At 59.0% G+C, this 25,603-nt stretch carries 21 protein-coding genes; 18 read left to right on the forward strand and 3 right to left on the reverse strand.

The window, feature by feature from the left end; all coding sequences use genetic code 11:
• Positions 1-54 precede the first annotated feature (54 nt).
• A complete protein-coding gene (locus tag P9250_RS31520) occupies positions 55-348 on the forward strand; it encodes a hypothetical protein (RefSeq protein WP_310397301.1) in 294 nt (97 codons plus the stop codon).
• Between the two features lie 424 nt (positions 349-772).
• Entirely contained in the window at positions 773-1,039 is a 267-nt protein-coding gene (locus tag P9250_RS31525; RefSeq protein WP_310397304.1) for a type II toxin-antitoxin system RelE/ParE family toxin, read from the forward strand.
• 171 nt (positions 1,040-1,210) lie between these two features.
• On the opposite strand, the gene P9250_RS31530 is transcribed toward P9250_RS31525, so the two are convergent.
• Together P9250_RS31530 and P9250_RS31535 are read right to left on the reverse strand one after the other, a co-directional pair.
• Positions 1,211-1,510: a DUF4148 domain-containing protein gene (locus P9250_RS31530; RefSeq protein WP_310397305.1), complete on the reverse strand. Its 300-nt coding sequence runs from the start codon at positions 1,508-1,510 to the stop codon at positions 1,211-1,213.
• 1,602 nt (positions 1,511-3,112) lie between these two features.
• Positions 3,113-4,024 carry a hypothetical protein gene (locus tag P9250_RS31535; RefSeq protein ID WP_310397307.1) on the reverse strand — a complete coding sequence of 304 codons (912 nt, stop codon included), beginning with the start codon at positions 4,022-4,024 and terminating at the stop codon, positions 3,113-3,115.
• Positions 4,025-5,134: 1,110 nt separating this feature from the next.
• On the opposite strand from P9250_RS31535, the gene P9250_RS31540 reads away from it, so the two are divergent.
• Together P9250_RS31540 and P9250_RS31545 are read left to right on the forward strand one after the other, a co-directional pair.
• Entirely contained in the window at positions 5,135-5,788 is a 654-nt protein-coding gene (locus P9250_RS31540; RefSeq protein WP_310397309.1) for an AAA family ATPase, read from the forward strand.
• Positions 5,789-5,790: 2 nt separating this feature from the next.
• Entirely contained in the window at positions 5,791-6,825 is a 1,035-nt protein-coding gene (locus tag P9250_RS31545; RefSeq protein ID WP_310397311.1) for a ParB/RepB/Spo0J family partition protein, read from the forward strand.
• A gap of 14 nt (positions 6,826-6,839) precedes the next feature.
• On the opposite strand, the gene P9250_RS31550 is transcribed toward P9250_RS31545, so the two are convergent.
• Positions 6,840-8,144, reverse strand: a complete 1,305-nt coding sequence (locus tag P9250_RS31550; RefSeq protein ID WP_310397663.1) for a RepB family plasmid replication initiator protein — start codon at positions 8,142-8,144, stop codon at positions 6,840-6,842.
• Positions 8,145-9,837: 1,693 nt separating this feature from the next.
• Between P9250_RS31550 and P9250_RS31555 the strand changes: the two genes are divergently transcribed.
• From P9250_RS31555 to P9250_RS31620, 14 genes are all read left to right on the forward strand, one after another.
• On the forward strand, positions 9,838-10,542 hold the full coding sequence (locus P9250_RS31555) for a type IV secretion system protein (RefSeq protein ID WP_310397313.1): 705 nt from the start codon (positions 9,838-9,840) through the stop codon (positions 10,540-10,542).
• 2 nt (positions 10,543-10,544) lie between these two features.
• On the forward strand, positions 10,545-11,417 hold the full coding sequence (locus tag P9250_RS31560; RefSeq protein WP_310397315.1) for a TrbG/VirB9 family P-type conjugative transfer protein: 873 nt from the start codon (positions 10,545-10,547) through the stop codon (positions 11,415-11,417).
• 83 nt (positions 11,418-11,500) lie between these two features.
• Positions 11,501-12,670 (forward strand): TrbI/VirB10 family protein, encoded by a 1,170-nt coding sequence (locus P9250_RS31565; RefSeq protein WP_310397317.1) that lies wholly within the window; start codon positions 11,501-11,503, stop codon positions 12,668-12,670.
• Positions 12,663-13,463, forward strand: a complete 801-nt coding sequence (locus tag P9250_RS31570) for a transglycosylase SLT domain-containing protein (protein WP_310397319.1) — start codon at positions 12,663-12,665, stop codon at positions 13,461-13,463. Before P9250_RS31565 ends, P9250_RS31570 begins: the two co-directional genes overlap by 8 nt.
• Complete coding sequence (locus P9250_RS31575) at positions 13,460-14,719, forward strand: TrbG/VirB9 family P-type conjugative transfer protein (protein ID WP_310397321.1); 1,260 nt, start codon at positions 13,460-13,462, stop codon at positions 14,717-14,719. Before P9250_RS31570 ends, P9250_RS31575 begins: the two co-directional genes overlap by 4 nt.
• Entirely contained in the window at positions 14,716-15,138 is a 423-nt protein-coding gene (locus P9250_RS31580) for a lytic transglycosylase domain-containing protein (RefSeq protein WP_310397323.1), read from the forward strand. Before P9250_RS31575 ends, P9250_RS31580 begins: the two co-directional genes overlap by 4 nt.
• A 5-nt stretch (positions 15,139-15,143) precedes the next feature.
• Positions 15,144-15,830 carry a toxin co-regulated pilus biosynthesis Q family protein gene (locus P9250_RS31585; RefSeq protein WP_310397325.1) on the forward strand — a complete coding sequence of 229 codons (687 nt, stop codon included), beginning with the start codon at positions 15,144-15,146 and terminating at the stop codon, positions 15,828-15,830.
• Positions 15,831-15,835: 5 nt separating this feature from the next.
• Positions 15,836-17,467: a type II secretory pathway protein gene (locus P9250_RS31590; protein ID WP_310397326.1), complete on the forward strand. Its 1,632-nt coding sequence runs from the start codon at positions 15,836-15,838 to the stop codon at positions 17,465-17,467.
• 19 nt (positions 17,468-17,486) lie between these two features.
• Positions 17,487-18,767 (forward strand): hypothetical protein, encoded by a 1,281-nt coding sequence (locus tag P9250_RS31595; protein ID WP_310397328.1) that lies wholly within the window; start codon positions 17,487-17,489, stop codon positions 18,765-18,767.
• Positions 18,768-18,801: 34 nt separating this feature from the next.
• Complete coding sequence (locus P9250_RS31600) at positions 18,802-19,371, forward strand: hypothetical protein (RefSeq protein ID WP_310397330.1); 570 nt, start codon at positions 18,802-18,804, stop codon at positions 19,369-19,371.
• Positions 19,372-19,374: 3 nt separating this feature from the next.
• On the forward strand, positions 19,375-21,837 hold the full coding sequence (locus P9250_RS31605) for an ATPase, T2SS/T4P/T4SS family (RefSeq protein WP_310397331.1): 2,463 nt from the start codon (positions 19,375-19,377) through the stop codon (positions 21,835-21,837).
• A gap of 11 nt (positions 21,838-21,848) precedes the next feature.
• On the forward strand, positions 21,849-22,967 hold the full coding sequence (locus tag P9250_RS31610; protein WP_310397333.1) for a type II secretion system protein: 1,119 nt from the start codon (positions 21,849-21,851) through the stop codon (positions 22,965-22,967).
• Between the two features lie 10 nt (positions 22,968-22,977).
• Positions 22,978-23,622, forward strand: a complete 645-nt coding sequence (locus P9250_RS31615; RefSeq protein WP_310397335.1) for a hypothetical protein — start codon at positions 22,978-22,980, stop codon at positions 23,620-23,622.
• A gap of 33 nt (positions 23,623-23,655) precedes the next feature.
• On the forward strand, positions 23,656-24,945 hold the full coding sequence (locus P9250_RS31620) for a hypothetical protein (RefSeq protein WP_310397337.1): 1,290 nt from the start codon (positions 23,656-23,658) through the stop codon (positions 24,943-24,945).
• The last annotated feature ends 658 nt before the right edge of the window (positions 24,946-25,603 follow it).

The following is a 25,603-nucleotide window of genomic DNA, read 5'->3' on the forward strand; positions in this document are numbered from 1 at the left end:
TCACCCCTGTCGCGTCAAGTCGCCGCGTAGAATCCACACCTTTTGGGACTTGCCATGACACCGCACGCCCTGCGTCTGATGTACCGCGACGCGATCGAACGCTTCGACGATGTCCAAGCGCTGCGATCGGTACGCCTTTCGTCGAACGCAACTCATCTGTTCGAGCTTTTGGCCTTCGAACTGCTGCTTAAATTCGTCCACAATACGACCACGCCGGAGAGCGGCTTGGCGGCCACCGCTACCATGAGATTTTTGCAGCGCTCCCGCAGGAACTTCAGGTCGATCTCATTCGCGTCGCCGGAGAACGCATCGGGCCATCGGATCTCCGGGACCATGCCCCGGTGCTAGCCGACTGGTCCCATAATTTCGTCGCTTTGCGGTACCCCTACGAGAAATTTCTCAACGACACAGCTGAGGCGTACTTGAAGCGCGGTGACGACTGGCATGCAGCCGGCTCACCGCTAGAAACCGCCGACTTCCGATTCCATCCAGAGGAGTTGCTGGGGATGCTCCACGCGCTTCGCGTAGAGGCTGAGAGGCGTTTCGCCGAACTACCTCCGGATTGATCAGGCGTCTTCCAAAGCCAGGCGAGCGTTAGGTACGATGATTGCAATTGAGGGAGCGTCTCCTCCATTGTCCTACCTCTCGGACATGGAATTAGCCCGCCCCTTGTGAGCGGGCATTTTTCTTCACAGATCGTTGTGTGATCCGTGCACCGAGCGAGCGGCGCACGGACGATGCTGACGAAACGCTTGATAATAGTTGATAAGCGTTGCACTATTGGGGTGCTTACTACATCGCCCGCGACAATCCACGCCGTGCTTTGAGCTTCGTTCGTGAGCTGCGTAACAAGTGCGTGAGCCTCGCAGACATGCCCCTCGCCTACCCGCTCGTGCCTCGCTACGGAGATCGCGGCGTGCGCCATCGGGTTCACGGCAGCTACCAGATTTTCTACCGTGTCACCGGGCACCCCGAGCGCATCGACGTCATTCACGTCCTGCATAGCGCCCGCGACATCGCCGCTATCCTCTTCCCGTAGACACACGAAGAAGTGCAAAGCGCAAAAAAAGCCCAGGACCTTGCCGGTGCTGGGCAAGCCATCGGCTATGCCGGTGGCGGAGGTCCTAATAAGCAAACTGGCCGTCTGCGGTATCCCGGCAGCGGCCAGTTCTCTAGTACCTAGCGCGAGCCACTTGGCTCGCTCGGCCGATTAGCGACCGAAATACACCGGAGCGATGCTATTACCGGTGTGAGCCGGGCCGCCCGATGCCGATGCAGTGTCGGCGACGCCACCGTAGCTATTCTGTCCGTTCTGCGCAGCGACCTTAGCTTCGGCAGCTTGGAGCTGCGCCGGATAGGTCGTGCGATCCATGCTCGGGTTGTAACCAGCGCGTTCAAGCTGAACCAGTTCCGCCTTCACTTGCGCGCGCGTCACCGGTTGGCTTTGCGCGAAGGACGAGACTGCGGGGACAGCGAGTGCAGCCGCGACGATAAAAGTTGCGAGTTTCATGATGCTTACCTCCGGATCTTTGTTCTTCGCAAACAGCCCTGTTTGCGTTTCAGTAATCTCAGTATAGGTAAGCGTCCGCTTAATATTAATGAGCGAGTGAACAACAGATTATTGCTGTATTAGGGATAACCCTATAGCCGTCTGTCGACACAGGTGTTTTGACTCGCACCGTTTGGCCGGGCAGCGACATCGTTTCAATTCGTCGCGGTGATGCGGCCGTGTACTTAACCAGAAAGACGACCGTGGTCTCGGTCGCAGAGTGCTGGATTCGACCTTTGAACGGGCTGTCCAGGGCCCCGGAATCGATGGTGCACGGACCGTACTCGCATGGGCTGCGGCCTTCAACAAACCTCTCGCTCGAATCAGCACGCCGACGGGGAGCGCGGCGCTGGTTCCAAATCATCCGCCCCGGTTGCGCCTTGACCCTTGCCGGGACCACCTTTGGGCCCGCGACCTTCCAACTGAAAGGCCGGGCCCTTGGAAGGCCGCAGCCTGGGCCGAGCACGCTAGTCACCTTTGCCTTTGTGCCGTGGATGGCCCCGACACGGCACCCCTGTTTCCACGTGGAAACCGTTGGAAGACGCAGGCCTTCTACCGGGTCCGCTCGTTATTCAATAAGAGACGTAGCTTTTCGAGAGCGACGAGCTGGCCATGGCCTTCCTCCCGCCAGCACTTGTCAATCACCTGTTGAAGCTGATACGCCTCATCGACTACTCCGCGGAACCGCTGTACCTCCAGAACCAGACGCTGTACGTCAGCGTCGCGCCCTCGGTAGCGGCTCCAAAGAAGCCTGAGTTCGTGATAACTGACAGGTAGGAAGGTCGGAAGAGACATGATGACGGACCGGCACTGTATATATATACAGTATCGTAACCGCATTCTGCTGCAAAGGTTACGGCGCCGGGACCTTGCCGCTATTTGTCAGGGTAGGCACAAATTCAGTATATCTACTTTGGCCCACCGCTTTTGGACCGGGAGTTAAGCAATTTTGATTTACGCCTGCTGTTCGCTTCACCGGGATTTGACATCGACGAGCGATGAATCCGCCTTGGGAAAAAGCAGAATTATGGCTAACCGATTCGGGCGATTTCGTCAGAAAAGCGGCTAGCAGATTCGGACGCTTGGCTGCGAACAGAAGTTTGCACCGCATCTTCGGCAGACGCCCCGCGCGAACTGTCAGATAACCGTTAGTCTTGTCACCGCAACGGCGAAATCATGGCCGCCGTTGACCCGAATCTAGCGGATCTGACAGTTATTGTGACGAAAACGGTGAGTAAGAAGTCACCCAGCGCGGCGTATGCGACCGGAGGGCGAATGCCGCCGTGACTCGCGAACTCGCGGAACTCCTCTCACCAAAAAGGGTGCCCACGCGCGCCGCTGCGTTCCCCGGAAAGCAAAGAACGAAGCGCAAGCCGCCTATCGTCGACGTCGGTTTCCACGTGGAAACCGGGCCTGCCGCTGCACCGTTGCCGCCGCGTTCCCTATAGTTCACCAGCCTACAACTGTAATTCGGACGTCATACGGACGGTTGCGGGCATAGCGAAACCCTCAGACGCAAAATCGCGTGCATTTGAGGAAGGTTTCCACGTGGAAACCGCGGGGTCATCGCGGAATTTCCACCGAGTTCGCCAATGCAGAGATCGCTAATGCTCGCAGTTGGTCGACATCGATGAGATTCCGCCGGGTTGCATGCGCTTTAAAGCTAAAGGAAAAAGTAACAGCGTCCCCGACGAGGTTCACCTTTACCGTGCAGTCGGTATCAGCAGGACCACCAGCAAGATAGTTCAAGATTGCAGCTGCGGACCGGCGACGGGGCTGTTCCGAAAGTGCCTTGGCATTTTGAGCAACTTTGGAGACGCCAAGCGTCCTAACCAGTGCCATTAGCGTCTCCGCGTTACCGTGAGAAAAACGCTTCTCGTCAAACAGCTCGGTAATCACTGTCGGAAGCGTGGAGAGGGCCGTCGCAACAGACAACCGTCCCTTTCCCCAGCCCTGCTGCCTCGCCGCCTCGGTCTTCGTTTTCCATTTGTTGGCCGCGACACCCTCGGCGAATTGTCGTGCCCGAACCAAAGGGAGATCGACTTGCGGCGTGCGTCCGCGCTGTGGCGCGGGCGGCTGCTTTTTGTCTAGGAGGTGAACGATCTCGGTCCATGACTTTCCCTCCTTCGCAATCGCGCGTGCTCGCTGCTCCAGCGCCTCGCGCCCGATGGCCCGCTCGATCCGAATAAGCTGTCGCGCCGTCCTCCCGATCAAGCCGGTTTCAGTGAAGAGGAGAAGTACGTCGGCAGGCAACGCCGAGACGCGCAGCGCTCTATTAACGTGTTCGCGTTGAACCCCGAACCTTGCCAGGGACTCTGCAGCCTCCGTTTGGTTTTGCCACAGGCGTCCCAAGCCGTCTTTGTACACGGTAGCGAGGGCCAGTGGATTCCGGCTCAACGGCTTTCCGACATAAGTGTCCAAATCCTTCCTCCGTTTCGACTGTTTGTCGGCACGCTGCGCGACGCTCTTTAGCATGTATTTTCCACCTCGCCGATGCGGGAAAGCTAATGGTTCTTGTGGCGAGCAGGAGCTAATGCTGACAAGGATTGCCCCACCGGAAATCTCGGAAGACGCTTCCTACTCGCATAGCCTCAAACTTTAATATTCACGCGTTGAACTTGCGGGGACGATCGCTCAACGGGGGGGGGAAATGCGACTGGCCCTGGCCGCCGACGCTGGCTGCGGGACCACTCAGCGCGACCGACGCCGCCTCGGGAGGTTGTAGCTGATACCGGCTTACCCTTACGCGAAACCCTCCCGGCCATTCTCCGTCTCAGAACTGTCAGCGCGCAAGCGCTTCTCGGACAGCTCGAACGAAATATACGGTGCGAGGTAGCGGATATTTCTTGCAACCCGTTCATCGCCAACGACGCGTCAGCCGCCCCGACCTCGCGTAGTTTCTACGTAGAAACAAGGGGCCGTACAGTTGTCCGCGTTTCGATTCCGGCAACCGCGAACCGAAAGGGACCCAACGGGAAATTGACATCGCGTTGTGACGCGCAATGCCGCCAGAGTTCAACGCTTAAAATCATAATGTCGATCGTGTAGCGCCAATGCTTAACCGGTCGGCCACCCCTCAAGGCCGAGGGGTGTCTTCGCAATAGGCATGCATTCCAGTTTCTACGCAGAAACTCCCATCAACCTAGTGTGAAAATAGATCGTTATGGCCGGTTGCAGAACCGATAGCAACAATTCCTTACCTGCCGTTTTAACGGAGGCGGTCGACAATAGACTTTTGAGTGCCAACTGCGGACTTGTGATCTCCACCTTTCGCGTCGAAAGCGGTCAGGACCATTCGTGTCAGAGAAAATTTCGAGCCCTGGCTGCCAGCTTCCGCGTACTCGACCTGATTGGGCAATTCCCATCAACCGTTAAAACTAAACCCTAGCTGCTTACCTTTCATCGTTGAATCCCGTCGAATTCGTGCAGGCGCATGCCCTTCTGCGCGCAAGTCTGTGCAAGTGGTTCGAATATTCGAACACATTTTGTTTGAAATTTTTTGGTGAATTTCGTATCATTGGGTCGTTGCGGTTTCTACGTAGAAACCGGGCTCGCGCTGGACTTCTCCCGCAAGGAACCGATTCGATGACCGCAAAGATAATCACCGTCTTCAATCAAAAGGGCGGTTCCGGTAAAACAACCACTTCCTGCAACCTGGCTGGCGTTTTGGGGCTGCGCGGCTATAAGACGCTTCTAGTTGATCTGGACGAACAAGGCACGGCAACGCTGTCCGTCGGTGCCGCATCAGATGACCGACCGTTCCCAGCCGCGCTGACTAACCTGTCGCTCAGTCCACGTCCTGATCGCGAGATCGCGAAATTCGTTGAAGACTTCCAGTACATCGTCATTGACTGCCCGCCAGCCATTCGGTCCAGCGCACCCTCCGTTGCACTTCTAATCTCCGATCTTGGTCTAATCCCAGTCGGAGCATCTGGCGGGAATCTGTGGGCGGTTCAGGAAGCCAAGAAGCTGGGCCTGACCGCGCGAATGTCAAACCCCGAGTTGAAGTTGTGGTCCGTTGCCAATATGGATCAAAAAGTCACGATCGTTCAGCAGATTTTCGAAGCAGCCGAAAAAGACGAGGAACTCAGCATGTTAAGAACCCGACTTGGCTTTCGAACTGCATATAAGGAGGCCGAAGTCTCTGGGACTACGGTTTTGCAGATACGCGGAGCGAAGGCCGCTCATAAGGAAATCAACGCTTTCGTTGATGAAGTCCTTGAAATCGTAGGGGGGTAAGCATGGCAAAAAAGAATTTCTCCGCTGCGCTGAACGCCGGCGTGACAAGGGACCAAAAGCTACGAGACGGCGTCGTGTCCTCGCGATTCGACCGTGTTGAGGCTGCGCTTGGTGGTAGGACGACGTTGCTGGACAACGCGCCTGCTGGTCAGCTGCTTTCTCAGAAGTCCGCCCCGGCAAGCTCCTATATTGAAACTTTGGAGAAGGCTGGCAAGGTCAAGGCGACATATGCCGCGTGGCCAATCGATAAAATCGACGACAACCCTCTGAACAGCCGGACTGTGTATCGCGAAGAGCTTATCTCTGCTCGCGCGGCGTCGATGGCAAAGGATGGGCAGTTAGTTCCGGCGCTGGCAGCACGCCATCCAACCGATCCAGAGCGCGCGATACTGATCGATGGGCATTACCGCAAGCAAGGCGCGCTTCGTAATCGTACGCACACCTTAGACCTGAAGTTGCTCGACGGTCTTGAACCTATAGACTTCTATCGGCTTGCTCGGGCTGCGAACAACGAGCGAGAACAAGAAACTGTACTCGACGTTGCACTGGGTTACAAAAAGCTTTTGGACGAAGGTTACGCCAAGACTAATGACGACCTAGCTCTCCTCGTTGAGGAGGGAAAGTCCAAGGTCAGCAAAACGCTGGCTATTCTCGAACTCCCTTCGTCGATCCACGAGTTCATTTCGCTCTATCCTCAGCAACTGGGTATCAACATCTCGTACGAACTCACCCTGTACTTCAAGTTGGCAGGGGAGAGCAAGACACGCGATCTTGTACAGAAGATCGTTGACGAAGGCTTGTCATTTCAGAAGGTAAAGGCGATCCGGGAGGGGCTATCTCAAGAACGCGCACCGAGACGAACCTTCTCGCGGCAGTACAAGGTTTCTGACGCCGACGGCTCTTCGATCGGAGCAATCAAAGAGTGGGGCAACGGGAATATTCAGGTAAGTCTTGCCCTCAACGATCGTGAGAGGGCAGAGACCTATATAGAAGCGCTCAAGGTACTGCTCGCCGAAGACGGACACAAAGCCATCTGAGGACTACACGTGTCCTACCTAGCCTGTGACAAGACGTACTCAAGTAGATCGTCGGCCGTAGGTTCACCCCACGTTTCGCGCGAAAGCCACTTGAAAAAGCCGGTTTCCGCGAGCTTCGTGGGCTTCTTGGACGGGTTCAACTTTAAGTTATTTGCGTCGACCGACTCGTTGTAGCGTTCGATCAATTTCGACTGGTCGTTGAAGTCCAACTCCTGAAAATAGCCTTTTGCTTCTCCAATCTTCCAAGCGTCATAGCGGGCACGCAATTGTGCCTCTTGCTCGGCCCTCCCGGTGGCCGGTCTTCGCGATAGGTCTTCAACGGACTCTGTGATTGGGCCGTACTCGTTTAGCAACGCCTTCCGAAAATAGGCGGGGATGTTATCGACTGGTGGTGCGCCTCGTTTATTTACCCGGCCGTTCGTGTACGAAATAGCCGAACGAACGCGCTGATCACCGTACTGGGAGAGTAGCCTTTTCGCCTCTGAACGCGGGACGCCTAGCTTGGTCATCTCCTCTATCAGCCCATCGTCCCGACCGTTACCATCAAGATCAAGAGTAACGCTTTTCTTCCGGGTCACCCGAAACTGCACTGCCTCGACTTTTCTCCCAGCCTTGTGTTCGATGAGTTCGAGCATATGGTCAGAAAGTTCATTGACCTCGCGAATGCAGGGCAAGAGCACCTTGCTCTTGAAAAGCTTGTACTCTTGGTATGTCTGCGCGCCCTTGTCTTGCCCGAGGATCAAATCCCTAAACTTGCTAAGCGGAATTCTCGCGGTTAAGCCAACACCTTCGTACCTTACGGTGTTCTCCCACAACGCAAGTGAATGGGAACGCCGAAACTCTCGCGCGATACGCATGTCGATCAACGCGAAAACCTCAGGATTGAGCAACTCGCCACGAATCTGTTCAGAAAAGCTGTATCTCAGGGTCGCCTGCTTCAGTTCAGCGCCAGCAAGCAAGCCAGAAGCGCGCCAGACCGTGCTGCTGTCGGGCGAAAGATAGTCCCAGTTCACAACCGTACTGATAAGTGAATTTACGGTGTCCTTAACATATTGCGTGTTATTGCTGTTCAGCCCGCTGTCCTGTGACAGAGCGCTGATGGTGATTGTGAAGCTGGAGCGACCTGGCTCCACAGACTCCTGTTTGATCGCGTTCTTGATTAGGGAACTGAACATTTTTCGCTGCTGCAAGCCGATCTTTCCGGACCGTGGAGCGATGTGAATTGCCTGAACGGCTTTTCTCAGCAGGTCAGGGGGTTGTACCGCATTGAAGAGAGAGGCCTGATTTTCTTTTCCTTCGACCGATTTGGAGCGCGCCATAATGGGATAGGTAACCAAGTACCGTTCCGACTTTATACCTCAGGTCCTGTGAGCGCAAGGCCTTCGAAATTTAATTAGCTCCATCGGGTAAGCCATTGAACCCAGACAATTCTGTGGCTGGGCCGACCCTTTGCCTAACACCATAACTAGCTACCTAAATTTCCGAGAGATGGGTGATTAACTGCGTCTAAGGTAGGCCTTTATGGGAAATTCCCACAGAAGGGTACCCATTCGCTCCGTGACCCAGGGAATTTAGAGTGTGCGAGCAAACCCGACCCATAGCGCACTACCTTTCGACTCTCCCATCGGTTGCCACCCTCCCTTCGGTCCGGACAAAGGCGCACAAATAATCGCACCATGCCCGGCTACCTTTTCGCAATCCCACAGACGGCTACCGTATGAACGCAAATCGCCACGGCGTCGGGAAGGTTGCCATTGCGCCGCTTGACATTTTGTTGGAGCCGGCATGTGGCTCTCATAAACGGCTACCAAACGGGCCTTCCCAGAGATGGCTACCTGAAGTGTCGAACTGAGGCTAATGCTCAACCCATAGACCGTTACCCATCGATGTTCCCATACGCGACTACCGTCCGTTGGACTCCGTCACGATCCTATAGAGAGCTACGTTCTTCCCATATCCAGAGGCCGTTTCCCCCATATCAGGGGTCCGGATTTCCCATATCCACAACCCGTTCTACCCATCAATGGCTACCGTCTGCCCCATAGGCTGAGACCATATCGCTCGGAAACCCTTGTGCAGCAAGGCTCTCCGAGCGCTAAAGGTTTACTAAAGGTGTAAAAGTGTCTTTAAATCTGTAAACACGCGGCGTGTTTCAATAAAAAGTACACGGACAAACAGTCATTCCCCGGCTTGCCACAAAGGCCGCACCGCGACGTCTTGAAAAGGTAGCCAAATTTGGGAGGCTTCCGCCGATTGGCATAGTTCATCCATCGCATAGCGGTGATCGCCCGCACGGCAAGCCCCTCGCTGAGAAGCTCGAATGCATTCGAGAGACGTACCTGCATAGCGGAATGACGTGATCGACTTCGACGTCTCCGAGTGTAGCAATCGCCGACAGCCCACAAGAAGATGCAGCAATTGAGCTAAAGGTTTGCGGCCGTCACGACTTAAATTCGCTTATGCCTGTGTACGTAGCTAGTGGGGGCCATATCGTCCTAAAGCTCCGGACGCTTCGGCGCTATTGAAGTGAAGTGATGTTTGACCAGTGGTTGTTCGATCAGCACCGCATCACGCGGTCAAAATTGGACGATAGTGAGTTCTCTGCTTTGCCAGCAGCGCTGCCCTTTCTCTTAGCAACCCCTAACCAGCGGTGGATCGGCGCGCCTTATCACTGATAATTCACTTTATCGGAGCGACCCCACTCTAACCCTCTGTTTATAAAACAAAAAACCAAAAACACACTGGTGTGACAATCCGGGTCTTCCTGCAGTTTTCACACACGAAGCCTCAGTCGCCGCTAAAAGGCTCATCTTCCGATATCGCCGTGCAGCAGAAAGACGCCAAAAAACAGCGTCTTTGTGGGAAACGGGCTTCATCATGATAATTCTCCTACATGAAGGGCTGGCAGAGGTGGTTGGTCGTAGCCGTGCAATGACGCACAAAACCATCCTCCTTTCCGCGAAAAAAAGGACGCTCGCGCTGTTTCAATGGTGACCATTCCAAAGGGTTGCCATGCGTCTTTTCAAGAACAAGCGTCGGGCCGCGCTGTCCACGGCCCCCGGCTCATATGCCGAGGAAGATCCGAGCAAGGTGATTTTCGAGACGAGCACGAGGCTCACGCTCGAAGCTAACCGCTGGATGCTCATCTCGTTCGGCCTCGCATTTGTCGCGGCCGGCGCTGTGTGGACGCGCCAACCGCCGCCTTCGGTCACGCGCGTCGTAGGCGTCTCTGCCGACACCGGCGGCCATCCGATCGTGATAGAGCTCGTCGCCTACAAGCCAGACTCGCAAGCTGTGCGGACGACCGTCAAAGATATGGCGGTTCGTTGGTTCACGATCGAGCCGGTGCTGACGGACCGGCTCGAGACGTCGCGTATGACGGCTAACATTAATGCGGTGAAAGCTCAGATGATCGGCGCGGCAGCCGGTCAGTTCCGTGACTGGTTGAAGGCCGACACCCCCTTTCAGCAGATAACTGCCAACCCGAAGCTGATCCGCGAAGTCGACGTGCGCAATATCGCGTTGCTCGAAGACTCGACGGTTCTCGTTGAGTTCACGACGACCACCTCGCAGGCTGGCGCGACCGGCAGGCCGGACGTGAAGTCATATGCGCTCACGTTGCGCTATCAAATCGTCGCACCGACTGCTGAGCAGGCGTTGACGACGAACCCCTTCGGCATCTTCATTCCGTTCTTCCGCCTCGAGCGGACCGCATAAGCATGACCGCAACCATTCTCAACAAACGGCCGGTCATCGGCATGTGCGTTCTCGCTGCGTGCGCAGCGTTCCTTGCTCAACCGGCTGCTGCGAAAAAAGCCGCCAGCGATTCGTCGTTTAATGCCGCGATGGTCGCAGGCGACCCGATGAGCCCGATCAATCCGTTCAACGGCGGCGCTGATCCATTGACGATGCCCAGCGACGCTCGCATCGGCGTGTTTCCGTACAGCCGCGACCAGATTTACCGCGTGCTGACCGCACCGCTCAAGCTGACGACGATCGAACTGGAGAAGGGCGAGAAGCTGATTGCCGACCCGGCGATGGGCGACAGCGTCCAGTGGGAGATCGACGACGACAAGATGAACCATGTGTTCATCAAGCCGCACAAGGCGGACCTCGTCAACACGCTGCACCTCACGACGAATCTTCGCGAATACGACTTCACGCTCATCGCCTCACCGGCGGGCGGCATGTTCTATCAGACGGTGCGCTTCCAATATCCGCGCGCGCCGATCGCCCGCGTCAGCGCTCGCGAAAATGCGTCCGGAAGCGGCGACCGTGGTGGTGCCGACTCGGGAAGCATCAGCGTCGCGCCCGACAAGCTGAACTGGGACTACAGCGTCGACGGCCGCGCTGAATTCACGCCGGAAACGGTTTTCGATGATGGCCATGCTGTCTGGATGCGTATGCCCGCGAAAGCTCAGGAGTGGCCGGTTCCATTCATCCTCGACCACGGCGACCGCGTCGTTGCGAACTTCATTCGGCGCGGCGACTTCCTCGTGCTTCAGCGTCTGGCCGACGAGATCGTGCTGCGTTCCGGCAAGGACGAGGTTACCGTGACGCGCGGCCGTCGGCGCATGTTCGGAGTGTTCTGACCGTGGCAAAGAAACCGGACGCGGCCACGCCTACTGCGGAGCAAGAAACGCTAGTCAAAGGCAAGACGCCGCGCAATGCGATTATGAGCATCGGCATTCTGGCTGCGGTCGTGATCGGCGGCCTCGGCTTTTACTATCAGCTACAGGCGACGAACAAGGCAGACGAAGAGGCCCGCATCAAGAAGGCGACCGCGCTCAAGTCGAGTACGGAGACGCCCACTGCCGCGAACAACAACGACATCGACCAGATGATCCGTCAGCAGCGCGACGCAGCTGCGTCGGAGGCTGCCGCGCGTGCTGCTTCTGAAGCAGCAGCTCCGAAGCCCGCCATCAAACCGATGCTGACCGGTGCGGACTTCAAGGAAGAGGTCGCAGGCTCGGGCACGGACACGCGCGAGCTTTCCCGCCAAGCGGCGCAAGACGCGATCTATACGTCTTCCATCTTCAAGCAGGCCGGCGCATCGCGTTCGGCGAACTCGTCGACCGGCGTACTCCCCGCTGGCGTCCCTTCGTTGGACGAGGTGCGAGCTTCTCGGAACGCTGCGGGAGCTAACACCCCCGATGCGATGGCGCTCGCGTTGGCGAAACAAGGACAGGCTCCCGAAGACCGCGACCGCGCGTTCCTGCGCGATGCGGCGTCGCAAGGCGGCATCGAGCGGACGACGTTCAATGGCCGCTCAACGGGTTGCACGTTGACGCCGCCCCACGTCATTCACGTCAAGACGGTCGAAGGGCTGAACTCTGACAAGCCTGGCCGCGTGTCGTTAATGGTGGACGAGGACGTTTATGACAGCCTGCGCGGTGACTGCTTGATGATCCCGAAGGGTGCGTTCATCAACGGCATGTACAGCGCGGACGTCAAGGTTGGACAAGAGCGTTTGCTCGTCGCTTCGACGAGTCTGCGTCTGCCCAACGGAAAGAGCGTGCCGCTCAACGGTATGCAAGGTGCCGACCAAAACGGCTACGCCGGGTTCTCGGGCGACGTGAACAACCATTTCCTGAAGATCTTTGGTGCGGGCTTCATTACGGCGATTTTGCTGAAGGCGTTCGACAGCAGCTCGCAGACGGCGACGACCGCGACGCCTAACGGCGTCACTACATATGGCGACACGGCAGGGCAGGTCGCGGCCGCGACGGCCCAGACCGTCATGCAGCGCAACCAGAACATCCCGCCGACGATCACGGTGGAGCCCGGCCAAAAGTTTCTGGTGCAGGTCACCCAAGACATCGTCATGGAGCCGTACCATGAGTAAGGCTCTCGCGGCGGCATGCCTGTCTGTCATGGCGTTCGGCGCCCATGCTGCAATCATCGATTCGATCATCAGCCCGACGCGCATCGTGCTTGATGACGGCGTAAAGCGCGCAATCGTCGAGCTGCCGGGCGAGCCGGTCTACACCTGCGGACTGAAGCCGTTCCTCGCATGGGCTAACCGCTTTGAGGGCCAAACGGTCGAAGCTGCTTCCGGTGGCGTTGCCGTGAGCATCGACGGCTCGCCTGTCAGCCTCGAAAGCCTCTTTGTGAAAGCCGGGTGGCTGCGCCCCGCGAATCTTACCGATGACGCACAAGCGAGCATCGCAGAGCGGCAAGGTGGCTGGGCTTGCGCGTCCGCGCAAGCGCCGTTCGACGTCATGCACACGTCAGTCGATCCCAAGATTCTCGCCGGTATCGCGCTGAACGAGTCCGCCTATAACGGGCGCGCATGGCCGTGGACGTTGAACGTTGCCGGTCGCGGCTTTTTCTTCCGCACGCGCGAGGACGCGTACCGAGCCATTCGATACCTCATCAGCAACGGCCGTTCAGACTTCGACATTGGCCTGATGCAAGTGAACTGGGGATACCACAGTAAGCGCTTCAAGAGTGCTTGGGATGCGCTCGCGCCGGCGACCAACATCCGCGTGGCGGAAGACATCCTCAACGAGAACTACCGCCTCACGCATTCCGCAGTGAAGGCCGTCGCGTATTACCACAGCGCCAATCCTGCCCCGGGCCGCGAGTACATCGCGCGCTTCGTGAAGCACCTCTCTCAAATTGAACGCGGTCTATGAAGCACACGCTCTCTCTTCTCACTATCGCGCTTGCCGCAGTCGCGCTCAATGCGGCGGCCGCTGGCACAGACCCGCTCGACTTTGACTACGAGATCGCGGGCAATGTGTTGGAACGACCGGCGCTCGTCTTCAACGACGGCAGCGACACGTACTTCCAACCGCGCGCCGGCCAGGTGTTGCGCGTCGACGGTGGCCACAGTCAGGGTCCGTACATCGTTGTGCCGGGCACGCCCGAGGTGATCCGTTACTCGGCCGGCGGTTCGAGCGCCACCGCATACTGGAAGAAAGCGAATCGATTCATTGGCGACAAGGCGCGCACCGAGACACCTGCCGGATTCAGCGGATTTTCCGGTCGGCTCGCGCTCATTGGACCGCGCAGCAGCCTGGAAAGTACGCGGCCTCTGAACGCCACGCTGCCGCTCGCGCAGCTGGTGAAAGCGGTGGTGCCGCAGGGTTGGACGGGTTCAGCGCAGAAGGACATCGATCTGACCGCTTCGACCAGCTTCGGTACGCGCGACGGCGAGAACTGGATGCAATCGCTCGATCGTTTGGTCGCCGCCTCGGACCTGTACGCGGACGTCGATTTCAACTCTCACCATGTAACACTTCGCCGCTCGGCTCCGCAGTCGGTGGCGGTGAACTATGTAGCACCGGTGTCGCAGGTCGCAGCAGCTCCGGCGCCAGCGTCTAGCGCAAACGCTGCGGCCGACCCCATTGCCGATATTGCGAAAAAATCTGACGCAGATGCACCTGCCGCATCAAGCTCCGTTCTTGCCGCGAAGCTCGGCGCGGTTGCGATCCGCGACGGTGATGATAGCCATATTCAAATCAAATTTTCGGCCAAGCCCGCGGCCGAGTTGAAGGTGATCGGTCAGGATGGCAAATCGCTGCGTCCGAAGTGGGATGACGCGACCGACGTGGTTACGTTCAACCGCGCGGAGCGCTTCACCGTTTCCAACGGCACGAACAAGGTCGAAGTCGCCCGCGTCGCCGGAACGGTCTATGAGTTCGACACTGCGAACAAGGCCGTTTTGCAGAGCGTGTTCGATCAGGACGGCTCGACCTTCTTCAAGTTCGCCGATACCGTCGGCAAGGTGACGGTCGCAGACGTGGCGCACATGGGCTCGGGCGAGCAAAAAGGTCGCTACTACAAGTTCAACGGCACGGCTGATCAGTTCATCGTGAACGCTGACGGCAACGTCGTGAATGTGCAGCGCAAGCACGATGTTCGGTTTTTTGATCGGCCCGCATCATGAGCCGACTGTTCCTTTTCTCGGCGTTGCTCTTCACAGCCGTCTCCCTGAACGCGCGCGCGGATTGCCTTGACGACGCGGCAAGCTATCACCGCGTGAGCGTTCAGGTCGTACGCGCGATTGCGCAGCAAGAGTCCGGAATGCGCCCGTATGTGACCAGCCGCAATACCGACGGCAGCGAGGACATTGGCCTGATGCAAATCAACTCGTCCTGGCTTCCGAAGCTCGCTCGCTTCGGTATCACGCGACAACATCTGTTCGATGCGTGTGTGAACGCCTACGTAGGCACATGGATTTTGGCTTCGAACATTAAGCAATTTGGTCCGACTTGGAAAGCCGTCGGTGCCTACAACGCAGTCTCCTCGAATAAGCAACTCGTCTACGCCAACAACATTTACCGCCGCCTGCAACGCGCGAACTGACCAACATGACGCCTACTTTTTCTATTCAAACGCAACGCACCGCGCGCATGGTGGCCCACTTGTTCGCGTGTCTGGCACTGACAACCGTATCGGGTCTCGCCGCAGCCGATCCTGACCAGTCGCGCCTCGCACCTCCGCCGGGCGACGGTTGGCAATTTCTCTCCGCACCGGTCGCAAAGGCCCCGGTGGCCCCGGTGGCCCCGGTGGCCCAGGTCGCCATGGTGACACCGGCTGGGCACGTTGCTGCCGCGGCCCCGGTTCTTACCGCTGCTCCTGCGGCTCCTGCTGCTCCCGCCGCGCTCAAGGCAGCGATCGGCGGCGCTGCGCCTTTGGCGCTTCCTGGTGCTGCCGCGCCGTCAGCTGTCGGCTCGTTGGACGTTGCCCCGGTCGTTGTGCCGTCGCAAGGTGGTGCGACGGCGCCCGGCGGAATCCTAAGCTTCACGATCACGCCGCAGGACATTAACCTGCGCAACGCGCTCGACCGCTGGCTGCAGCAGCAGGGCTGGCAACTTGCATGGAAGATCGACGACGACTTGCCGCTCGAGTTCAACGCGACGTTCTCGGGCGACTTCAAGTCGGTGCTCACGCAAGTGATGCAGGCGACGAATCACATGCGCACGCCCACGCGCGTTTGCAAGCACACCAACAACGTAATCCGCGTCGTCGCACGCGCAGCCAACTGCCAAGAGTAATCGCCATGCGCCTCACGAAAATCAAATCTGCCGTTGCCATTCTCGTGGCCGCCTCGCTGACTAGCTGTGCCGTGTCGCAATCCGATGTGAACCATGCCTATGACGCGACGAACGCTGAAGCCACGCGTGCGATGGGCAATGGCCCGGAGTCCATGTCGCTCGTTGAGGAAGTGCCGACCGCGTTCCTCGGTGACCGACTTGTGCCGGTCGCATACGAGGCTACGCTGCCCGCGATCTTCCGTGAAAAGACGGTGGTGTTCCCCGGTAATCTGCCGCTCTCGAGGATCGCGACGCTTGTCTCTACGGCTACCGGCTATCCGGTGCATCTGAGCCCGGACGTCTTTATCCCGCGCGACGCACTGATTCCGAGGACGAACGGCGGCGCTGGCGCGCCAACCGCACCAACGCAGCCGCAAGCCATCGCGAAGTCGAACGTGGAGCCGGTCTACGCCCAAGCATGCAACTGCAAAGTGGGCGAGTATCTGCGTGGCGTGACGGAAAACCTCGGCCTCGACTGGACGTTCGATGGCAACACCATCTCCATCAGCCGCTTCGTCACCAAGACGTTCACGATCGCGGCAATCCCCGGCAAGGTGTCGATCAAGTCGACAATGTCCAAGGGCACAGATACCTCGACGGGTAATCAAGCGTCGGGCGGCACGACCGGCGGGACAACGGGCAATACCGGCTCGTTCTCCGCTGTCACATCTACCGGCCGCGACGGAACATTCGATCAAATCGCGATCATCCAGTCCGAGCTTGAAAAGCTCAAATCGCCGCTCGGCGAGGTGGTGGTCAATCCGCAAAGCCGCCTTGTGATGGTGCGTGACACCAAGGAAGCGGTCGATCGCATGGGTGCGCTGCTCGCGCGCGAGAATGCCATATCGACGAGGCAAGTCGCGCTGCGCGTGCGCACGTTGCAAGTGGATCTGAGCAACAGCTCACAGGCCGGTGTGAGTGCAGACATCGTGTTCAATCGCATCTCGGACGGCCTGAAACGCTATGCCGTGACAGTTGCATCGCCTACGTCGCTTGCGACGGCGATCGGCGGCACGGTCGGTCTGTCCGTCCTCAAGCCCGGCTCACCGATGGAAGGCACGAACGCCATCGTCAGCGGCCTTAACGCGTTCGGCAAGACTGTCCAGGACAACACGCAAACGAAGCTGACGTTGAACGGTTTGCCGGTGTCCATCGGCTCCTTTGAGACGAAGGGCTACCTCGCCGCAACAACGCCAAGCCTCGGCTCGCTCACGGGCGGCACGGCCGGCGTGCCGGGTCTGCAACCGGGATCGGTGACGGTCGGCGACTTCGTGAACATCCTGCCGTCCGTCAACGACCACAACCAGATCATCCTCTCGTACTGGAGCGATAGCTCCAAGCTGAATGGCCCGTTCACCACGATCAGCACAGGTTCGGGCGCCACGCTGCAGCAGATCCAGTTGCCCGACATCCTCGGCAACAAGGACGATCAGACCATCGCGCTGTCGGACGGTCAGACCGTCGTGCTCTACGGCGCGGTGAGCAATCGCTATGACGGCAGCAACAACAACGGCATCGGTGGTCTGTCCGGCGCTTGGAACAAGGGCAGGACGTTCCAGGTGATCATGCTGACCGCGACTGTTGTCCCCTCGATGTAAGTGCGAGGTAAGCAGACCCATGCACTTTGAATCGATACCGGGAGAGAAGGGCGCGAAGCTCGCGTTCGGGCTGGAGTGGCGCGCCTATTCGGCAAAGGGCTCGCGCGGCGAGCGACGGGAGTACGCGAAAGAGTCCGGCGCGACGCACTATGCGGAGTTCAAAGCCAATGACGAGACGATCGTCGGCTACTGTGAGCTTGAGCCCGCACAGCGCAAGGGTGGCAAGCTGTATTCCGCCGCAGCGCGCATTGCCCAGCTTGACCGCGTACGCCGGCGTCCTGCGGTCCTCGTTCTTATCCAGAACGATGAGCGCGTTCACCTTGTGCTGGTCCAGCGCGGCGCGGTTTCACTCGATCAGGAAGTCGCGCTTAATGCGCTTGCCGACAAGCGTGAAGCTCTTGAGGATGCTTGTGCGAAGGCTGGGCTTGAACTGGCGACGCTCGGCTATGGCGCGCAACTGCACGCGGTCGATGAAGCGTTCGACCTTCGCGAGCTGCTCGGGGCTCGCAAGGTCGGACTAATCAAAAAGGTCCCGGTCACCGTCCCGGCGACGGTTCCGTTGCTCGTCATCCTGGCGGCCGCATTCTTCGGTGGTAAGCAATTGATCGACGCGCTCAATCCACCGCCGCCTCCGCCAGCGCCCCCACCGACCTTCATGCAGGACTATCAGTCGGCGGTGACACGGACGCTCGCTGCACCCGCGCCGCTGGCGAACCAACTCGTACCGAAGCTGTTGGCAGCCTTCGGTGCCCAGGAAACGAATGTCGCCGGATGGCAGTTCCAGAAAGCGACATGCACGGTTGCGGGCCCGTGTGTCGTGACCTACAAGCGGCAGGGCGGCACCTTCAAGGAGTTCGACGCACGCGCGCCCGAGTCACTGCGTCCGATCGTCTTCAATGCAGACGGCTTGCATCTGACGACGCGCGGTCCTGAGGTCTCGGTGGCCGAGCGCGTCGCACCAGCGCAAACGAAAGGGTGGCCGACGCAACAGGCGCTTATCAAGGCTCTGCAGACGGATCCGCAGCGGCTTTCGAGCAAGCCCGAAACGCTGGATAGCCACGGCTACGTCGTTGACATCAAGCCTGCTGAGCGGCTCATTCCGCGACAACCGATGGCAGGCGAAGTGCAAGGGCCGCTCGTGCAGCGGGGCACGTGGCAAATCGACGGATACAAATGGCAAAGCGCGTTGATCTCGCGCCTGCCCGACAACATGGCGCTGGACACCCTCGACGTCGACATGAAGGACGACGGTACAGGCGTGCATTTCACTGCGAAGGGTAAATATTATGTTCTCAACTAAGTGGCCAGTTCGCGCCGCATGCTTTGGCGCGCTCATGTTTGTCGCAGGCGCGGCTCTCTCCGAGGAAAGCCATCTCACGCTGGACGACATCGACAAGCTCGCCCGCGAGAAGCTGGTCGATTCGATGCGCAAAGGCCAGGGTGGCGAAGGCAATGGGGCGAATGGAGCGCCCGCGAGCGGGGGTGTTGGGCTGAATTCGCCGATCGGTGCCACGCCTGCACCCGTCGCGGCTGCGCCCGCGGCCGTCGCCCCCAAGATCGAGCGAAAACCTAGTCTTCCGCCCAAGCGCATGTTTCCGGCCACGTTCGTTGGCGCGTACTCCGATATGTCTGGTTCGTACGTGCTCTACGACTACCAAGGCACGACCTATACCGCACGCCGCGGAACTCGTTTGCTCAACGGCTGGACGGTCGCATCTATCGACGGCTTTATCGTCAACCTCGTCGATGGCAAGCGCCACTGGACAGAGACCATAGCGGCACCGGCTGAGGTGCCTGTAATTTCGGACGGCCCGGCCGTCCGGGCGATCACCGATCTCTCATCGCCGCTTCCGCCCGGTGGAGTCTCGTCGACCGCTTCCACTTTCGTACCGTTCGGGAAATAAGAAATGGGTCTGTTTGCACAAGAAGAGCAGGACACGCCGGAAGCCCGCGGAGGCTTCCTCAAGCGCTTCCGGACGCCACGTTCGAGTTTCGTCGAGCCGGGCAGCAGTGCCGAGCCGCAGTTGAAGATGCCAAAACCCGTGCGCGAGAAAATATGCGGAAATGAGCAACGGCAGTCGGCAGCGAGCCGCGCGGTGAATCCTCAGGTTATGTTCCTTGGACGTGCACTCTCGGGCGGCGGCATTGAAGACGTCGATAATACTGAGTTTAACGATGACCGGTACGCGCCGCAGCAACGAGCGGAACATGGATCCAAGGCTCCAGAACGTCCCGACAGAGACGAACCGGTGTTCCAGCCGTTCGTGCCGCCCACGTTCGAGCGTCCCACCTACGCCAGCATGCGCGCTGCAATGGACAACGTCGAGCGTGCTCAGTCGGGAGTCGAGGCAACCGTCACCGAGCAAGCCGCTTCGGTCGACGCGCAGTCTCAATCGGCACCTATCTCGTCGGGAACTGCAGAGGATAGCGTTGCAGCCAATTCGGATGCGACGTCAGACGCGGTAGCGCGTGACGACAACGGGTCGTGCAACAATGAGCGACAGCCGCAAGCCGAAGTCCGACGGCCGGCTGAAGCGGAGCCGGCCGCGCATGTCGTCATGCCTGCGTCGACAGCCGCGAAAGATGATCCTCGCGTTGAACAGCGTCAGCCAGAGGCGGCGAAGGAACGCGCCAAGGCTTCGTGGACGAACGTCACCGAATCGGAACCGGGATCGGACGACGATTCGCAGGTAGCGGCCGGCGGGCTTTCATCGGGGCGACCGGAACTGGTGTCGCCCGACTCGCTCCCGGACTTCAAGCGGATTCTAACGATCGCCGACGACGACGCTGCGCTGCGCATTCCTGCCGCCGCACGGAAAGACTTTGTCGCGGTAGAGCTGCAACCGGGCGTTGCCATCACGGTGGCGACCGCGCGTTTCGCGGAGAAGGCGCAGTACGCAACGTTCATCAAGGATCTCGGGATTAACGACATCCTCGTGCGCGAAGAAATGGTCGCGACTGCGGCTGTCATTGCTTCGATATACGCCGGGAAGACGGCCGCATCGTCGAACTCGGCCGCGCGCGAGTCGAGCCGGGCGATCGGCATTTTCCGCGACATCATCGAGGCCGCGCACGGTTATGGCGCGAGCGATATCCACTTCGAGCCGCGTGAATTCCACAACGAAGTCGAAGTCCGTTTCCGCGTGAACGGCGATATGTACACGTTCAACCGCATGCCCAAGGGCATCGTGCGGCGTGCGCTGTTCGCGGCATACAGCGACCTCGTGCAGAAGAACACCAACTCTGGCAACAGCTTCCAGCCGAGCGCGCCGCAGTCCGCGATGATTCCGCTCGTTGTGAAGACGGACACGGTCAATCTTCGTTGGCAATCGTCCCCGCTCGTTGGCGGTTATGACGTCACGCTGCGTCTGCTCGACGGCAACTTTAAGAACTATTCGGTGCTGCTGCCGAAAGACATGGGCTTGGAGAAGAGCCAGCTCGACCTGATCGACACGCTAAACTACGTCAGCGGCGGAATCACAGCCCTTACCGGTGAGACCGGCTCGGGAAAGACGACGACGCTTCGCGCGCTGTCCTACATGCTGCCGGATCGCGAACTGAAAAAGCAGTTCGCGGTGAACGAGCCGTCCGAGTACCCGATGCCGTGGCTCTCCGACTACTCCATCATCCGGCGTCCGGATGAGACCGACGATGAGGCAAACCGCAAGTACGCGGAAGTCATCCGTACGCTCATGCGGCAAGACCCGGATGATCTGACCATCGGTGAAGTGCGAGACCGGGTGGTGATGGGGCTCGTTGCCGAACTGGCGCTGACCGGTCACCCGGTGCGCTTTTCTCTGCACGCCGGTGACATCATCGCGGCCGTCATGCGTATGGCAGGCGGGCGGCTGCAACTGCCGATCGACGAACTGGCGTCGGAAGGCTTCATCAACGCGGTCGGCAATCAGAAGCTGATCCCGACGCTGTGCGAGCACTGCAAGCTGCCGGCCGAAGACGTCATGCAGAAGGCCGACCTCGAAGTGCTTCGCGCCAAGTTCGGCCTCGACACGTCGCGCATGGCATGCCGAAACTACGACGGGTGCGCACACTGCCGCCTCGACGGTCTGTTCACGCGCAACGGGAAGGTGGCCGGTGGGACTAAACGCCCGTCGCTGGCCGCAGAACTCTATCGGCCAACGCCCGAATTCCTGGACCGTGTTGCCCAACGCGATTGGGCCGGCGCACGCCAAGTTTGGCGCGGAGAGCGCCGTACCGGTTTCGAAAACGCCGATATGACTGGAAAGACGCTATATGAACACGCTCTTTTCAAGGCTTCTTGCGGTTTGATTGACCCACAATTCATCAATCGGTCGATGCAGTCGTTCGCGCAGTACCGCGTGATGCCCGGCGTCGATGGTCTGATGGTCTAACTTGTCCCGCTATGTTCACGACGTTCGCAAAAATGCTGCCGCCTGGGCAGCAGTTGGTCGCCGCGCGCTGGCGCTTCCAGAAGGTCCGCGAGGACTTCTATCGCGAGACGCGTCTTGATATCGCAGCAAAAGGGCTGCGCAACACCGAGACGCTTTTTGATCGGCTCGAAACGTACGAGAAGCGCAGCCGCTCGCGAGGAAAGCTCGAATGGCGGGTGTTCGCGCGCATCCGGGAGGCCATGCAGCGCGGAGAGAGCTTCGCCATGGCGATCAAGCCGTTTATTCCCGGCGACGAATACGCGCTTTTCGATATCGCGGACGAGTCGTCGCGCGAAGACGCGGTTGTGCGCGGATTCGAGTTGGCCGAAATGGCGGCGAAGGCCAAGCGCGTCCTGTCGTCTACCACCTCGGTGCAGATGGCCTATCCAGCCTTGCTGCTCGTCTATATGTACGCGTATTGCATGCTGTTTGGTGGCGTCATATTCCCGCAGGTGCTCGACGTAAGGCCCCTCGACCAATGGCCGGATCTTGGGCGCTTCCTGTACCACGTCGATACGTTCTGCTTCGAGTATTGGTGGCTCACGCTCACAGCCATGATCGGTCTAGTGTTTGCGTACTTCTCGACCCTGAAACGTTGGGCAGGGCCGCTACGCGACAAGTTCGACCGCATGCCGTTGCTGTGGCGCAATCGCCGCGATCTGCGCGCGGCGCTCCTGATCGTTTCTCTAGCAGGCCTGTTCGATTCGAACATGACTCTGCGTGCAGCGCTGGAGCGGCTGTTGAAGACCGCCGACCCGTGGCTGCGCTGGCATTTGAAGATCATGGACCGACGCCTGACGGCTCGTTCAGACGAGCCGATGCGGGCGCTCGACACGGGCATTTTCTCGCTCGCGATCGTCGACACCATTATGGACGCTGCGGGCCGTGACCAGTTTGAGGCCGCGATCAAAAGCCTTGGGCGTGAATCGCTCGATCGCGTCGTTGAAGCCGTCAAGTGCAATGCTCGGTTGACGCACTACATGCTGCTGGGCTTCGCGGCGGCATTGTTCCTAACCCTTGGCATCGGCTCGTATGTCGTGACCGGCGCCGTCAATCTCACATCGGGAAATCCCGCCGCTACAAGCAACTAAGGAAATAAAAATGACCAACGATAAACGAGAAGCCGTCCGGATGGACCCGAATACAACCGCTGCGAATAAGATGGACGCGATCAAGGCGCGCCGCGCACGCATGCTGAAAGCGGCGCGTGCGACCAGGCAGTCCGGGGAGCTGTCGATGATCGAAGCGGGTGCAGTGATGGCGGGTGCCGCGTTGCTCGCGCTGGCGGTCTATGCCGGCGGGAAGTACGTCCTCGACCTGATCCATGCGTCGCAGTTCAAAAGCGAGGCGCAGATGTTCCACACCGGCATCCTGAACGCGACGCAGAACGATGCCGATTTTTCCTCCGAGACGCTGACTGTCTTGGCGCAAAACCATGCCTTCGATTCGGCGGGTTCGCGCGTCGCGTCGGACAATTCTTCGGTGAAGGGGATGTTCAACGGGACTGTCACGGCAGCCGTTAATACGCTTGTCACCTCGAACGACGCGCTGGTGTTGACGTATCCGGTCACCTCGACGGTGTGCTCGCTGAGCGCCGCTGCTCTGATCACCGTCTATACGCAGGTAACGGTCAATGGCACGACCATCTTTTCACCGACGGTCGCGTTCAACCCGGCGACGGTCGCAACCGCCTGCGCGTCGAACGGCTCAATGGCGTCGATGGGCCTCTGGACCACCCGTACTTAAGCGCGGGCCGCCGACATGGGAAGCATTCTTGAGATGTTGATCGTCCTGGTTGGCGCGGCCTTGCTGACAGTACAGGGAATCAAGGAAGACATCGCTGCGAAGCGCCAGAACCTCTTGCAGATCGAAGGGCAAAACATTGCGTCGATCAATGCGGCGCTTGGCAGCTATATCACCAACAACTATGCCGCACTTATTCCCGCGGGGTTTTCGCAGACGACGTCTACGCCAATCGCTGCGCCGACGCTGGCGCAACTGAGCGCGCAGTCGAATAACAAGGTTGCTTTCAAGAACGGTCCATTCTGGGGTGGCACCTACCAGATCGCTCTATCCATCGTGCCCGACAATTGTTCGACCTCTGCAGGTAATTGCCATATCGCCTCGCAGATCTATCCGAGCTTGCCGCTGGTTAGCATGAGGAATAAGACTGCCGACATCGCCGGTGCCGGTGTTCTCGCTGCGGCCGGAGGTGCGCAGTTCGGCTACTCGACAAACCGAGCGCCTGCGACGGTGACCGGTATTCACGGCGGGTGGACGTTGCCTAATCCGGTAGGCAGTAAAGCCGGGATGGTATTGGCGATTAACGGTTTTGGCGCGGATGGTAATTCGCCGTATTACCGGCGTGATGGTGCGCTGCCGTTGACTGGCACGATGAACGCCAACAATCAGGACATCCAGAACGCAGGCAACGTGAGCGCCAAGACGCTAAGACTGCAGGCAGGCAACAGCCTGCAGATCAGCGACGGCGCAATCTACTACGGTGACACCGTGAACGCTGCCGTTCGTACCGAAGGCGCGCTCTATGTGCAGAACTACCAAGGGACGGGATCGGCGCCTATCAATGTCGGAGACGTGAATTCGAGCGGCACGTTGAACGGCAATGCTTTGACAGTGAATACCGCGACCGCAAACGTTGCGAACATAAACGCCGGTGCGGGGAACTGTGGCTGGAACGGCGTGGCGATCCGCAACAACCTCATGTACGTTTGTAATAAGTGGGGCAACTGGGTTGGTGTCAGCTCCTTAGTGAGTAATCAGTCTGCCGATGCCCAATACGCGGGGTACTACAACGGTTGGGGCATCAATCCGCCGGCGTGTGGTGCGGGCGGAAGTCCCTGGTACCGGATCATTCCCCAAAGCGTCACCACCGATTACTCGAATCACAATCCACCAATCGGTGGCGCGCGCTTCGGGATGGGCTGGAACGGAAGTCAGTGGGTCTTGCAAATCTATGACGTTCTTGCCGATGGAGCGAACACGTTAGTCGCAGATCAGCTCGGTCTGCAGGCGCAGGTGGACGTCGGATGCAATTACAGCAACCAGTAATGCCCAAAAAAATGAAAATTAGGACAGGACTAACGGTTTGTCTTGTCGCGGCTCTGAGTGCACCCGTAGTTATGCCGCAGGTAGCACAGGCGCAATGGGTTCAAATCCCTCTGGGCGTTCCCCGCGCGCCAGGATGTGACGCTGGTTACTCGTGGCAAAAGATTGGTGTACGGTATCAGTGCGTCACGCCGCAGCCTTCCTGTGCGTATGGCTTTGCCAGCGGCCCCGCCTGGAACGGCAGTACATGGGTCTATTCGTGCAATGCACCGCCGCCGCCACCGCCACCGCCGCCTCCCCCAAGCTGCCCGAGCGGGACTTACCAGGCGGCTGCTCCGTCGTGGAACGGCGCGGCGTGGGTTGGGCAGGTGTGCTTTCCGAACGGGCAGCAACGGCCTCCTGGTCCTCAGACGCAGTGCGCGGCACGCGCTCAACAAGACGGTATAACGCTTCCACCCGAGAACGTGTCACGAAGGCACTCGTTCAATTCGTATGCCGGCCCGGCAACATCGTATTACTACGACTTGTCCACGGGGCCTTATTGGGAGGTCGGGGGGTATTCTGGAAATAGTTGGACGGTCATTTGTAGCTTCGTCAATGCCACGGGTGATTGGGTTCCCGCAGCTAATAATCCGTATGTACGCGCCATTAACGAACCTTA

Origin of the sequence: Caballeronia sp. LP006, assembly GCF_031450995.1 — a bacterium.
GTDB lineage: Bacteria > Pseudomonadota > Gammaproteobacteria > Burkholderiales > Burkholderiaceae > Caballeronia.